Source organism: Metabacillus hrfriensis, from assembly GCF_030127205.1.
Classification (GTDB): Bacteria; Bacillota; Bacilli; order Bacillales; family Bacillaceae; genus Bacillus_P; species Bacillus_P dongyingensis.
Genome location: NZ_CP126116.1, coordinates 4,844,139 through 4,857,124 on the forward strand (window position 1 = coordinate 4,844,139; position 12,986 = coordinate 4,857,124).

13 protein-coding genes are annotated in these 12,986 nt (G+C 41.5%); 2 read left to right on the plus strand and 11 right to left on the minus strand.

Going from position 1 to position 12,986, the window contains the following annotated elements:
- Positions 1 to 167: 167 nt before the first annotated feature.
- Positions 168 to 797, minus strand: a complete 630-nt coding sequence (upp, locus tag QLQ22_RS23970; protein ID WP_070877078.1) for a uracil phosphoribosyltransferase — start codon at positions 795 to 797, stop codon at positions 168 to 170.
- A 235-nt stretch (positions 798 to 1,032) separates the two neighbouring features.
- Entirely contained in the window at positions 1,033 to 3,159 is a 2,127-nt protein-coding gene (locus QLQ22_RS23975; protein WP_284015733.1) for an alpha-amylase family glycosyl hydrolase, read from the minus strand.
- A gap of 374 nt (positions 3,160 to 3,533) precedes the next feature.
- On the opposite strand from QLQ22_RS23975, the gene QLQ22_RS23980 reads away from it, so the two are divergent.
- Positions 3,534 to 4,361, plus strand: a complete 828-nt coding sequence (locus QLQ22_RS23980; RefSeq protein WP_223438647.1) for an undecaprenyl-diphosphate phosphatase — start codon at positions 3,534 to 3,536, stop codon at positions 4,359 to 4,361.
- Between the two features lie 80 nt (positions 4,362 to 4,441).
- On the opposite strand, the gene QLQ22_RS23985 is transcribed toward QLQ22_RS23980, so the two are convergent.
- The 8 genes from QLQ22_RS23985 to spoIIR all read right to left on the minus strand — a co-directional run bounded on the left by QLQ22_RS23985 (position 4,442) and on the right by spoIIR (position 10,673).
- Complete coding sequence (locus tag QLQ22_RS23985) at positions 4,442 to 5,677, minus strand: serine hydroxymethyltransferase (protein WP_223438648.1); 1,236 nt, start codon at positions 5,675 to 5,677, stop codon at positions 4,442 to 4,444.
- 202 nt (positions 5,678 to 5,879) lie between these two features.
- A complete protein-coding gene (locus tag QLQ22_RS23990) occupies positions 5,880 to 6,452 on the minus strand; it encodes a TIGR01440 family protein (RefSeq protein ID WP_284015734.1) in 573 nt (190 codons plus the stop codon).
- 5 nt (positions 6,453 to 6,457) lie between these two features.
- A complete protein-coding gene (rpiB, locus tag QLQ22_RS23995; protein WP_223438650.1) occupies positions 6,458 to 6,907 on the minus strand; it encodes a ribose 5-phosphate isomerase B in 450 nt (149 codons plus the stop codon).
- Between the two features lie 20 nt (positions 6,908 to 6,927).
- Complete coding sequence (locus tag QLQ22_RS24000) at positions 6,928 to 7,377, minus strand: low molecular weight protein arginine phosphatase (RefSeq protein ID WP_252207707.1); 450 nt, start codon at positions 7,375 to 7,377, stop codon at positions 6,928 to 6,930.
- Between the two features lie 106 nt (positions 7,378 to 7,483).
- Positions 7,484 to 8,044 carry a manganese efflux pump MntP gene (locus tag QLQ22_RS24005; RefSeq protein WP_420828808.1) on the minus strand — a complete coding sequence of 187 codons (561 nt, stop codon included), beginning with the start codon at positions 8,042 to 8,044 and terminating at the stop codon, positions 7,484 to 7,486.
- Positions 8,045 to 8,119: 75 nt separating this feature from the next.
- On the minus strand, positions 8,120 to 9,160 hold the full coding sequence (locus tag QLQ22_RS24010; protein ID WP_284015735.1) for an L-threonylcarbamoyladenylate synthase: 1,041 nt from the start codon (positions 9,158 to 9,160) through the stop codon (positions 8,120 to 8,122).
- 163 nt (positions 9,161 to 9,323) lie between these two features.
- Positions 9,324 to 9,767 carry a hypothetical protein gene (locus QLQ22_RS24015; RefSeq protein WP_252207709.1) on the minus strand — a complete coding sequence of 148 codons (444 nt, stop codon included), beginning with the start codon at positions 9,765 to 9,767 and terminating at the stop codon, positions 9,324 to 9,326.
- Between the two features lie 234 nt (positions 9,768 to 10,001).
- Positions 10,002 to 10,673 (minus strand): stage II sporulation protein R, encoded by a 672-nt coding sequence (gene spoIIR / locus QLQ22_RS24020; protein WP_284015736.1) that lies wholly within the window; start codon positions 10,671 to 10,673, stop codon positions 10,002 to 10,004.
- Positions 10,674 to 11,126: 453 nt separating this feature from the next.
- Between spoIIR and QLQ22_RS24025 the strand changes: the two genes are divergently transcribed.
- On the plus strand, positions 11,127 to 12,122 hold the full coding sequence (locus QLQ22_RS24025) for a nuclease-related domain-containing protein (RefSeq protein ID WP_284015737.1): 996 nt from the start codon (positions 11,127 to 11,129) through the stop codon (positions 12,120 to 12,122).
- Here the strand turns inward: QLQ22_RS24025 and prmC are convergent.
- Positions 12,116 to 12,982 carry a peptide chain release factor N(5)-glutamine methyltransferase gene (gene prmC, locus QLQ22_RS24030; protein WP_284016939.1) on the minus strand — a complete coding sequence of 289 codons (867 nt, stop codon included), beginning with the start codon at positions 12,980 to 12,982 and terminating at the stop codon, positions 12,116 to 12,118. The genes QLQ22_RS24025 and prmC overlap by 7 nt on opposite strands.
- Positions 12,983 to 12,986: the final 4 nt, after the last annotated feature.

Here is a 12,986-nt window from a genome sequence, read left to right on the forward strand (position 1 = left end):
ATGTAAGAAAAGCGGAAGCGCCAAGCGATGCTCCGACAGAAATGACCGGGTTTGACTTTTTTGGCGGAGCCGTTCTAGAGGCGCTGAAGTTTGACAGACATGCGAAATTTTTTATCCTGTATAAAACTAAAAATCCCCCTTTTTTATAAAGGAGGATTTCATTTCTATTATTTCGTTCCGAACATGCGGTCTCCGGCATCACCTAGGCCAGGGACAATATATCCATGATCATTTAATTTTTCATCAAGTGCTGCAATGTAAATATCAACATCAGGATGTGCTTCCTTCACAATCTCCACACCTTCTGGAGCCGCGATTAAACACATGAATTTGATATTTTTAGCGCCGCGTTTTTTCACACTGTTGATTGCTTCAACAGCAGATCCGCCTGTTGCAAGCATTGGATCAACAACGATAAATTCGCGCTCTTCCACGTCAGAAGGGAGTTTCACATAATACTCGATCGGCTTTAACGTCTCTGGATCGCGGTATAACCCTACATGTCCAACTTTTGCAGCCGGGATCAGTTTAATGATTCCGTCAACCATTCCAAGACCAGCTCGGAGAATAGGGACAATCGCAAGCTTTTTGCCAGCCAAAACCTTTGATTTTGCTACTTGCACCGGTGTTTCAACTTCCACTTCTTCAAGCGGCATGTCTCTTGTAATTTCAAACATCATCAAACTCGCAACTTCATCAACAAGCTCACGAAATTCTTTCGTACCTGTCTTTACATCACGGATATATGTTAGCTTATGCTGAATAAGTGGATGATCAAAAACGTATACTTTGCCCATCGGCTCATCTCCTTTTCTATGACACTTCAATAGATTTTACAGAAAAAGCAGATCTGTTTCAAGAAGGATGGGAGATTTATTTGCAGGATTCTTTAAAAGGACCGTTAGACCGCAGATAATAATAAAATTTCTTTCAGAACATTTATCGGTGTAACTCCGCGGCAGTTCTCCCTTTTATCAGTCTTACTCATGAATGAAAAACAGCTCACCCCTCAAACAGGTGAGCTGATCATTATTAGTTCTGGAAATTAGAAATAGATGTCCCCGGTCCGCTTGATGGGGTCGTGTAAAAGTGGTTCGCTCCGCTTTCCCAGACAACATTTCCGCTTGCATCCTTTTTAATAAACTTAAATTCAACATTGCGGCCAGCCGGCACGCTGACGTCATAATACCAGCCCGGATACTTTGTGATTACCTGGTTATACATCGGTCCAATAGCCTTCGCTGCATCCCAGTTTCCAAGCTCGCTTACATTTCCTACTATATATACTGACTGGCCAGGACTAGTTGTTGCATTGTTCACTATAAACCGTACAGATGACTGCTTTCCGGATAAAACCTCAACTGGACCGTACGTATTGCTTACAGTCCCTCCGGAGGAAGTGACAGACACCTGATAATTGCCTCCAGCTAAAACTGGCACCTGTGCACGAATTTCTGTATTCGACCAGGATAATACGGCTGCATTTCCTGTTCCAACCTTCACTGAACCAACAGATGTGCCGAAGGATTCTCCGCTGATTGTGATGGTGCTTCCAGGCACTGCCATGACCGGTCCGATTTGACCGATTGCCGGTGCGGCTGCGGTTCCGTTGGAAGAATAGACGCCTGCTTCCCCTGGTGAAAGGTCAAATGCAGAAACAGCTCCTCCGCTGCCCACTGATAAACTGTTGCCATTCAATAAGGAAGTCAGCTGATCAGAATAACTCCCTGCAGACAGGGCCGTTGTGAGATTTGTTATATTGTAAGATGCTGTTTTGCTTTTATTCACTGCTACCAATACTACATCTTTGCCAAATGTTCTTTCATAGATATAGACATCATTATTAATCCATCTTTCTTTTGTCTTTCCGTAGCCTAAAGCCTGGTTCGATTTACGCAGGGCTGCAAGCTTGCTGATAATCTGATAGGCCTTTGTTGTTTTATTGAACGATGTTTGTTTTTTCCGGTTGTTCGGGTCTCCATTGCCTGTCATATATTGCTCGGTTCCGTAATAAACGTTCGGCACACCTCTTGAAGTGAGCATGACAGCTAAAGCAAGATCTGTATTTTTTACATCCGCCCCGTCAAAGTGAAAGCGGTCCATATCGTGGTTATCAAGGAAGGTAACCTGATCGGCAGCCTGTTCATACTTCGCTTCCGACTCAGTAATCATCGAGTTAAAGCCATTCCAGTTGTCAGAGCCGTTTCTCAATACCTGTCTCAGTTTTTGGCCAAAACGGAAATCAAGCAATGACATTCCTGCGGTGTTGGCAAAGTTATAATAGTTTTGATCCACCTCATTTTCCCCAAGGAACCATTCTCCGAACGTAAACACCGGTTTATAGCTGTAGATGGTTTCCATAAAGGTCTTTTGCCAGCCGAACGGCATGTGCTTAACTGCATCTACCCTGATACCGTCGATTCCCATATCGAGCCAAAGCTTCACAGAATCCTTTAAGTATTTATCCACTGTCGGGTTCTGATGGTTGAAATCTGCCAGATCATAGAGATTTCTGTAAATTCCATCTTCAATAGAAGAAAAATCCGTTCCGCCATTATGATGGAATAAGTCTTTCGTATCGTTTGAATAGCCGCCAACAAGCGATCCGTTATCATATAGCCTTCCGTTTTCCATATAAGATGGAGTGTCTTCAGATGCTGGAGAGGTGTGATTTGGCGCAAAATCAATAATGACCTTTATTCCCTTTTGATGTGCTGTATTGATAAGGGTCTGAAACTCTTGCATCGTGCCAAAAAATGGGTTTGTCTTTTTAAAATCCCTCGCCCAATATCCATGATAGGATGTCGTGCCTGCCGTATCATTCAAAACGGAATAAACATTTTCAACAGGCTGGGATATCCATAACGCCGTAATCCCCATATCCGTGAAATATCCGTCATTCAATTTATTAATAATTCCCTGCCAGTCACCGCCGCAGTATTTTCTTAAATTCGAGCAGTCTGCGCTGAACAAGCTGCCTGTCGGGTTGTTATTAGCGTTCCCATCACTGAATCGATCCGTCATAATCTGATAGATAACATCGTTCGAATAGTTTACTTTATTATCAGTGGAAGCGTTTGCATAATTATCCGCAAACGGTCCATACAAACTAAAAATAAGAACAAATACAACTGTTAAACTCATTGCTTTTTTTAACATCCAGCCATCTCTCCCTTGATCATGTTTTCCTGTACTTCCTATTGCTGCGTCCTCCTTTCCATAATAAAACCCCGTTATTCATAAAGAATAACGGGGTTGTTGTCCATATTAGGACAATGCATAGCCCTCAGGTTATGTTGCAGGTACGGGTTGCAGTTATCTAAGAATGATATTAAATAGATTTAATCGTTTACACAATATTCTAAATACTCATTTTCCACTTTTAGCTTTTAAGTATTTTGGCCCATCCTCAGAGAATTTCACTTTACACAGATTACCATTTTCATGAAATTCATAGACTTCTATCTATGAAACGTTTAAAATCATCAAAGAGCGTTTTTTAAATTGAACTAGTTAAAGAGGTGGATTTAAACTTGAATTTATGGGAGATTTTTGTTGCTGTTGTATTAGGAATTGTGGAAGGTTTAACGGAATTTGCTCCAGTATCCTCTACTGGACATATGATTATATTTGATGATTTGCTGTTTCAATCGAAAGACCTTTTTGGTGCACCTGTTGCAAATACGTTTAAAATCGTGATTCAGCTAGGATCCATTCTTGCGGTCGTCATTATTTTCAGAGAGCGTTTTATCAGCTTGCTCGGTCTGAAAAAAGAATCAGCTGAAGAAAAACGAACAAAGTTAAAATTAACACAAGTCATCGTAGGTTTGCTGCCTGCTGCTGTTCTTGGTCTTCTATTTGAAGATTATATCGATGAATATTTATTTTCTATCCATACAGTTTTAATTGGCTTAGTAATTGGCGCGTTCTTGATGCTGGCTGCTGATTTCGTTCAGCGCAAAAGAACCATTACAACAGAAACCGTGGATAAAATCACATACAAACAGGCTCTGCTTGTAGGGCTGATCCAATGTTTATCGTTATGGCCAGGATTTTCGCGTTCCGGATCGACGATTTCCGGCGGCGTTATGCTTGGCATGAATCATAGAACTGCTTCTGACTTCACCTTCATCATGGCCGTGCCAATTATGGCAGGTGCAAGCGGACTGTCGCTTCTTAAGAATTGGGAGCACTTCACGCTGGACGCACTTCCATTCTTTATTGCAGGTTTTATCAGCGCATTCGTTGTCGCTTTAATTTCAATTCGTTTCTTCCTGTCCCTTATCAACAAAATTAAATTAGTGCCGTTTGCCATTTACCGCATTATTTTAGCAGCAGTGATTTATTTTGTATTTCTATAAGAGAAAAGAGCAACTCCGGTTCATCTGGATTTGCTCTTTTTTTGGTCAAAAAAAAGGGCTGAACAAGTCAGCCCAATCAATTATACATACAAAGAAAACTTAGAAGTTAAAGCTTCTACTCTGTTCTTTGCTTCTTCTAATTTTGCTTCATCTTCAGGGTTGCTTAGAGCAAGACCCATGATCGCAGCGATTTCATCCATATCTTCAAGACCGAAGCCTCTGCTTGTTACAGCAGCAGTACCGATGCGGACTCCGCTTGTCACGAATGGACTTTCCGGATCAAATGGAATCGTGTTTTTGTTCACTGTAATTCCGATATCATCCAACACTTTTTCTGCAATTTTGCCAGTCAGATTCAAAGAACGAACATCAATTAAAATCAAGTGATTGTCTGTTCCGTCTGATACTAGCGTTAATCCTTGGTTCTTCAAGCTTTCAGCAAGACGATTTGCATTAGCAATGATGTTAGATGCATATGTTTTGAAGTCGTCTTGAAGGACTTCTCCAAATGAAACAGCTTTTGCAGCAATAACATGCATAAGCGGTCCGCCTTGGATTCCAGGAAAAATCGACTTATCAATCTTTTTAGCGAATTCTTCTTTGCAGAGAATCATACCGCCGCGAGGTCCTCGCAATGTTTTATGTGTTGTTGTTGTAACAAAATCAGCATAAGGAACAGGATTTTGATGCAGGCCTGCCGCTACAAGTCCTGCAATATGAGCCATGTCTACCATGAAATAAGCTCCGACTTCATCCGCAATTTCACGGAATTTCTTGAAATCAATTGCACGAGGATATGCACTTGCTCCTGCAACAATAAGCTTCGGCTTATGCAAGCGGGCTTTTTCTAATACATCTTCATAGTTAATGCGATGTGTTTCTTGATCCACACCATACTCAACGAAATTGTATTGCACGCCGCTGAAGTTAACAGGGCTTCCGTGAGTTAAGTGACCGCCATGAGATAAGTTCATGCCAAGAACTGTATCACCCTGTTCAAGGATTGTGAAGTACACAGCCATGTTTGCCTGTGCACCTGAATGAGGCTGCACGTTAACATGCTCTGCACCGAAAATTTCTTTTGCACGGTCTCTAGCGATATTTTCTACAACATCCACATGCTCACAGCCTCCGTAATAACGTCGGCCAGGGTATCCTTCTGCATATTTGTTCGTAAGGACAGATCCTTGAGCTTCCATTACGGCTTCTGTCACAAAGTTTTCAGAAGCAATCAATTCGATTTTCGTGCGCTGACGCTGTAATTCATCCTGAATTGCTTCAAATACACTTGTATCCTGCTTGCTTAAATGTTTCATGTTTTAGAATCCCCCTATCCATTTCATCTGATTTTTTTGCAGACAATTTTCACATTCAATTCAACTTTATTGTACACGTTCATGATCAAGATTGTAATAGATTTATGTATATTTTTTATCGAGAACGGTGTTTTTTGAGAGAATAGCACTAAAATAACGAATGATAACTACACAATTTTTTTATATTGTTCGTATTTTTTTATTACGTACACTTCCTGTTTTCTTCAATGGCTGCATACACGGCTCTTTCTCCGCCGATCAGCTTCGGACGCGTCTTTGCCATTGTAACATGAGCATGTCCAACCTGATTTACAGAGCTCCTGACCGGAACCGCAACATGCAAAAGATGCATGCCGATAAAAGTATCACCGATATCAATGCCGCCGTCAGCTTTAATGAATTCAACCACAACAGGCTCTTTAAAAGCTGAATAAGCATATGTCGCCATCGCTCCGCCAGCCGCTCGGACAGGTGTAACTGTTACTGCTTCAAGGTTATAGGAAGCAGCTGTCTCATGCTCAACTACTAAAGCTCTGTTCAAATGCTCGCAGCATTGAAAAGCAAGATGCATGCCTGTTCGTTCTTTAAACGCCTTTAATTCTTCAAAAATCATTTCTGCGGCTTCAATCGTACCTGCCGTACCTATCTTTTCTCCAATCACTTCACTCGTGCTGCAGCCAACCACAAAGATGTTTCCCGCGCGAAAGGAAGACTGCTCTTCTAAATCAGCGAGCATCGTACGCAGCTGTTTCTTCCACTCCCCAATCGTTGTCATTTCGCTCACCCCTGCAGTTTATTTTCAAATGCAGTGATTTTGCTGACGCGATTTTCGTGTCTTCCGCCTTCAAATTCGGTTGTCAGCCAGATTCTTGCAATTTCACGGGCCAGACCAGGACCGATAACACGCTCGCCCATAGCAAGCATATTGCTGTTATTGTGCTCTCTAGTTGCTTTTGCACTGAATGTATCATGTACAAGCGCGCAGCGGATCCCTTTTACTTTATTGGCAGAAATGCTCATGCCGATGCCCGTGCCGCAAATCAAAATTCCGCGGTCAAACTCCCCGCTTGCCACTTTTTCTGCTACCGGAAGCGCATAGTCCGGATAATCTACAGACGTTTCGCATTCACAGCCAAAATCTTCATACTGTATTTTCATTTCATCCATCAGCTGCTTGATTTCCTCGCGGAGATTCAGTCCGCCATGGTCAGAAGCAATTGCAATCTTCATTTTTGAACCCTCCAGAACGCTTAATTTTCTAATTTCTTAATCAGAAGCATAATCATTTTTTCTAAATCTTCACGGGTCATTCTGTAAATCTCAAGTGAACCGCCGAACGGATCCATGACATCGCGCCGATTCTGTTCACCCTCCATCACAAATTCAGATAGAGTAAAGGTTTTTTCGATCGCCTGCGGATATCGTTCAAATATCAGCTCTTTATGGCTGTCAGTCATTGTTAAAATGTACGTTGCCCAACGGATGTGCTCTTCATTCAAAAGGGCCGACCGGTGATTGCATACAATTCCTTTTTCATCAAGGGCCTGTTTTGCATGAATGGAAGCATCACTTCCGTCACTTGCAAACACACCTGCAGATTTGACCGATAGGAGATCGTTTTCTTTCATATGATTCAATAATGCTTCGGCCATTGGGCTTCTGCATGTATTTCCGGTACAAACAAAAAGGATATTAATCATTCATCTGCCTCCTTTGTTTTATTATAATCCAATTATGATTAGGAAAGTAGTCATTGGGACTTCCTTAGAAAAACAAAAAACAGGCCATTATTGGACCTGTTATCATCTATATTGGAAAAATCAGCTTCAGGCCAAAACCTAATAGAATACTTCCGCCAAGAGCTTCACCGTATGTACCTAGCCAGTTTTGAACTCTTCTTCCAATCAGAAGGCCAATCCATGTGAGCACCATGCTGACAAGGCCGAACATTGCGATTGTCAGGAACGTTCTTGCACCGTAAATTCCAAGACTTAAACCGACTGAAAAGCTGTCCAGGCTTACGCTGAGCGCAAAAAAAAGGAGCCCAAAGCCTACCGGCGTAATCATAGGTTCATTATCTTTTTTAAATGAAGCGAAAATCATCTGCACTCCGAGAAGGATCAGCAGAGCACCGCCTGCAATCGAGGCAATATTCCCAAACGTACTGGAAAGCACTTTTCCAATCCACATTCCGGCAAGAGGCATCCATAAATGGAACAGACCAATCGTCAGACCAATATAAAAGATCTCCCTTAACCGGAGTTTAATCAGCCCCATCCCAAGCCCGACTGAAAAAGCATCCATTCCAAGTGCAAATGCCATCATAAATAAGGTAATGAGTTCCCCAATTAATGCCTCTATATTCATTCTAAAGCCTCCTCGGACACGCCTCATTCAAACTTATGCAAGTCCGAGTTTGCTTAGAACATCTTCTAAGTCTTCTTATTCCTTCACAACCTGCTGTCCTGCAGCCTTCAGTAAACGGTTCATCACCGCTTGCCCGACACCTTTATTTGAAAAGCTTTCACTGTAAATACAATCTACTTCCGCCGCGTCGAATTCACGCAGCACATCGTAGAGTCCGGCTGCAACTGTCTGCATGTCATCTCTGCTTCCGCAAACTAAAACAGTGTCGGCCTGATAGCTTTCTGCTTTTTCTTTTGTTGCAAGCACACCAACTTTTTTCCCTTCTCGTCTTGCAGCATCAATTGTTTTTTGAAAAAAAGTTAAAGAGCCTTCAACAATTATTAATGGTGCTTTCGGTGCATAGTGGGTATATTTCATTCCAGGCGACTTTGGAGTATGCCCTTCTTCTATTAATGCCTGATCCATTTTAACTTTTCCAATTAGGCTTTCAAGCTGTTCCTGCGTCACTCCGCCCGGTCTTAAAATGACCGGAATCTGCTGAGTGCAGTCTAAGACAGTAGACTCCACACCTACACCAGTTGACCCTCCGTCCATAATTCCGGCGATTCTGCCATTTAAATCATCATATACATGAGCAGCGCGTGTAGGACTTGGCTTTCCAGACAGATTCGCACTAGGTGCAGCAATCGGCAGATCTGTTTCTTTGATAATGGCAAGTGCCAACGGATGATCTGGCATTCTTACAGCTACCGTATCAAGTCCTGCTGTTACACGATCAGACAGTCCGGGTTTCTTCGGCAAGACAAATGTAATCGGGCCCGGCCACAAAACATCGATTAACTTTTCCACATAAACAGGCACTTCAGCAGCAATTTCATGCAGCTGTTCTTTTGTCGCAATGTGGACAATCAGTGGATTATCGCTCGGCCTTCCTTTTGCTTCATAAATCTTACCCACAGCGAGATCCGACTTTGCGTTTGCGCCAAGGCCATATACGGTCTCAGTTGGGAAAGCCACAACCTCATTCTCTCTTAATTTGGCTGCTGCCTGTGCAATTTGTGGATAACTTAAGGATAAATCCTTTAAATTATCCACAATCCAAACTTTTGTTTCCATTCTTATAACTCTCCTGTCTAACATGTGAATAACTTTATATTTCCCGACCTTTTCTTCCATTCCTCATGAAAGTATAAAAGATGACCCCAAATAAAACAAGCTTTATCCACATTTTGTGGATAAAGCTTGTGAATCGGTGGATAACTATGTGGATATATCCACATCAGGAGGTTTTTACCATCACAACGGCATGCTCCTTTTCCAATGATTCTTTAAAATGAGCCGATTTTAATAAGTGCTCAGGAATCTCGTTTTGTTCCACAGACTGATAACCAATGAGCTTAAGAAATTCGATAGAATTTTTCTTATTGGTGACGAGGTAGCTTCCGAGAAGCCCCTTTTCTTTTCCCAATGCATGGATACTTTCAAATAATGAAAGAAGATGAGCCTGATTTATATTTTCAGAAACGACAAGGGAACGCAGTAAACCGTCTCCATTCACAGGTTCAATTCCCAAGCTTGCAACGATTGTATTTTCATCACTTTCCAATACGACAAAGTATTCGGCAATGTCCTCTATTCCATCAGAGATCAAACCCGCTTTTTCGATAAATGATTTTATGGCTTGTACATCTTTTTTCTCTGCAATTCGCAATTGATAGTACATCATTTCACCCCGTTTTTCTTTTCTACTTCAAATCTATGACGGGGAATGAATTTTATGCACTCAATAATAAGAGAAGTGAAAGCACCCGTTTAGCTCCGTAAGACAGATAAGTTTCCGGCAGAAAAGTCCGGGTTTGACTATTATGCCGGATTTGTTGAGGATCAAAGCACAAATTTTTATCATTTCTTACTACTAGAAAAAAAAGAAAGACTTAAGGATTTTCCCTTAAGTCCATCATGAGAATAAGTTCGAAAACCATTCAACCAGAAAGAATTTGACTTCTACTTCTTCTTTTTCTTCTTCTTCATCTACAATTAGAGCACTAAGCTCTTCGGACGTTTTATCAGCTTCTGCACTTTTGTCCTCTTCTTCTATCTCAGCTGCCTGGACAGCTTGTCCGTTAGAAAAATCAAGGAAGCAAAGCGGCGGAAACAGCACGCACCACCAGTTGGCCCCTTTCCCTTCACCGAGCGTGATCAGAATTGCCTCATAGTCACCTGCCGGGTAAATATAGCTGCCATACATCTTTGTCGGAAAACTGACATTATCAAAATCAACGCTGAATTCCTGCTCCTTGTTCTCTTTCACTAAAACAGACTGAACAATTTTCTCAATCTCAGGAAGTCTTGACTGAATTAATTCACGTGCCGCCTCTATAGAAGTGAGCTTCTCAACCCAAACCGTAATCTCTTTATTCACTTCGTCGCGGATTTTGCGTTTTAAAGCCTGATCCTCATCAGAATCGCTGTTGGCCAAAATACGGAGACGAATCGCCTCTTCCGGAATCACAACCGGTTCCGATCCCTGCTGCTCGGCTTCAGCCGAAAGCGGTTCTTTATATACGTTCATTATTGCACCAAGTAATAATAATAAAATATAGATAAATGCGATATGCTGTTTCTTCATTTCCCTCACCATCCCCTTCTAGGAAACAGTATGGACAGGGATTTAGATTCTTAAACTAGTTTTTTGAGACTAGTAATCTATTTTTTTGCTGAAAAATCTGATTGCGAGTTAGACTGCCATTTGTGTGAATTGAAATGTGATTTCTGCGAGTTGGGGATGGTTTTTTGCTAATTGGATGGCGGTCTTTATGAGTTGGGCACTTCTCATCCAAGTCTGGTTCCTGATGCAGCCTGAATTTCTTTCATATTTTTAGCTGCATCTATGACTAATTAGCCAGCGGCATTTAGTAAAAGCTAATTTTCAAGTAAAAATGAATATAAATGTCGGATAAATTGAATAATTCACCTATAGAAAAGTTAAATACCATCTATGAAAATCCTAATTTGCAGAAGAAGAAGGATTCTAACATCTTCTGCAGAAATAAAAAAAGACTAAAATAAAAGGAGCATCCCATTGATAAAAAAGGAACGTGAAATACCAATTAAATTAAGAAAACTAGAGGCACTTCTTAGAAGATTGCCGGTAAATCATCCAAGAAGAAGTAAAATCGAAGAGGAATATGCCAAAATTCGAGCTGGATTTCGAGGTGAAAAGTCAATTGACTACTATTTAAATTCATTGGATGAAAAGAGATTTTTTATTTTTCATGATGTAAGGCTCCAGCATAGTAATAATGAGTATTTTCAAATGGATATTTTATTACTGACAAGCAGCTATATTGTCATACTTGAGATAAAAAATATGAACGGAACATTGTGCTTTGATCAAAAGTTTCATCAACTGATTAGGGCTTTAAATGGTAGAGAAGAAGCATTTCCAGATCCTATCACCCAAGTAAAACGTCAGAAAAACCATTTGCATCAATGGCTAGTTTCTAATCATATCCCCTCACTTCCTATTTATCCCCTAATTGTTATAAGTAATCCTGCAACCCTTATTAAATCGATTCCAGCATATTCAGACGAAGTAACAAGAAAAGTGATCCACGCTTCACATCTTCACTCAAAAATTGAACATATCAATCTGCGAGTGAAAGATGATGTGCTAAGTACCAGAGAGATAAATAAACTTTCCCGTTTACTATTAAAACTGCATTCTCCTCATAATCCAGATATTCTGTCTCACTTTCAATTAGAGGATAAAGATCTTCTTAGAGGTATTCTATGCCCGAATTGTAAAAACCTTGAGATGCACAGAGTAAATGGTTCTTGGATCTGTTCAAGTTGCAAAATCTCGAGTAAGAATGCCCATGTGGCAGCATTAGATGATTATAGTCTTCTAATTTCCGCTATCATCACCAATCAAGAATTACGTAAATTTCTAAAAATCTCTTCTGTTTCAACTGCTGTATATCTTCTGAAACAATTAAAGCTCGAAACCATAGGCTCCTACCGCCACCGCAAATACCATCTCCTCCCACTAAACAAAACAAAAACGCCTCATCACTGAGACGTTCCATTCACTACAGCAAATACCATGCGATCTTTACCGTTTATATCGTATTTTACTTCTGCTTCTGCATGCGGCAGCTTGTCCAGCAGCAAAGCTTTTACATCTTCGCCTTGTCCTGCTCCGACTTCGAATGCAATCAGGGCGCGTTCGTTGATAACGTGTGGAATTTCTGCGGCGAGTCTGCGGTAGAAATCCAGTCCGTCCTCGCCGCCTGCCAGTGCGCGAAGGGGTTCATGGTCCTTCACAACTGGAGACAGCTCCAAAATGTCAGCATCCGGGATGTAAGGCGGATTAGACACGACGACATCAAGCTTTTTGCCGCTATTTAAAATCGGGGATAACAGATCTCCGTGTAAAAATTGGACCTCTGCTCCAAGATTTTTCGCATTCAGCTGAGCGACTTCAAGTGATTCGGGTGCAATATCGACCGCTCTTAGCTTGAACATTGAATTTTCCAAAGCAAGGGAAATAGCAATGGCACCGCTCCCTGTCCCGATATCCGCTGCTTCCACTGAAGCATATCCATTAAACAAGTATTTTGCTTTTAACAAAATTCCTTCTACCAGCTCCTCGGTTTCCGGTCGAGGTATGAGGACTTCTTTGTTAACCACAAATGAGCGGCCGTAAAATTCTTCTGATCCGATCATATGCTGAACGGGTATCCCTTCAGCATGACGATTTATATCTGTTTTAAAGCTTTCCCAGCCCCCGTCAGGAAGATCCGTTCTAAGGTTAGCCAGCATTTCTGCACGGCTCATATTTAAGTGGTGGCGCAGAAGGAGTTCCCCCGCATTGTGATCCCGTTCTGCCTCCGCCAAAAAAGAAGAAGCCCACTTCAGGGCTTCATATATCTTAATCACG

Coding starts and splice junctions, on each gene's coding strand:
- upp (WP_070877078.1), bottom strand. CDS start 797: ATGGGCAAAGTATACGTTTTTGATCATCCACTTATTCAGCATAAGCTA.
- QLQ22_RS23975 (WP_284015733.1), bottom strand. CDS start 3,159: ATGTTAAAAAAAGCAATGAGTTTAACAGTTGTATTTGTTCTTATTTTT.
- QLQ22_RS23985 (WP_223438648.1), bottom strand. CDS start 5,677: ATGAAACATTTAAGCAAGCAGGATACAAGTGTATTTGAAGCAATTCAG.
- QLQ22_RS23990 (WP_284015734.1), bottom strand. CDS start 6,452: ATGACAACGATTGGGGAGTGGAAGAAACAGCTGCGTACGATGCTCGCT.
- rpiB (WP_223438650.1), bottom strand. CDS start 6,907: ATGAAGATTGCAATTGCTTCTGACCATGGCGGACTGAATCTCCGCGAG.
- QLQ22_RS24000 (WP_252207707.1), bottom strand. CDS start 7,377: ATGATTAATATCCTTTTTGTTTGTACCGGAAATACATGCAGAAGCCCA.
- QLQ22_RS24005 (WP_420828808.1), bottom strand. CDS start 8,044: ATGAATATAGAGGCATTAATTGGGGAACTCATTACCTTATTTATGATG.
- QLQ22_RS24010 (WP_284015735.1), bottom strand. CDS start 9,160: ATGGAAACAAAAGTTTGGATTGTGGATAATTTAAAGGATTTATCCTTA.
- QLQ22_RS24015 (WP_252207709.1), bottom strand. CDS start 9,767: ATGTACTATCAATTGCGAATTGCAGAGAAAAAAGATGTACAAGCCATA.
- spoIIR (WP_284015736.1), bottom strand. CDS start 10,673: ATGAAGAAACAGCATATCGCATTTATCTATATTTTATTATTATTACTT.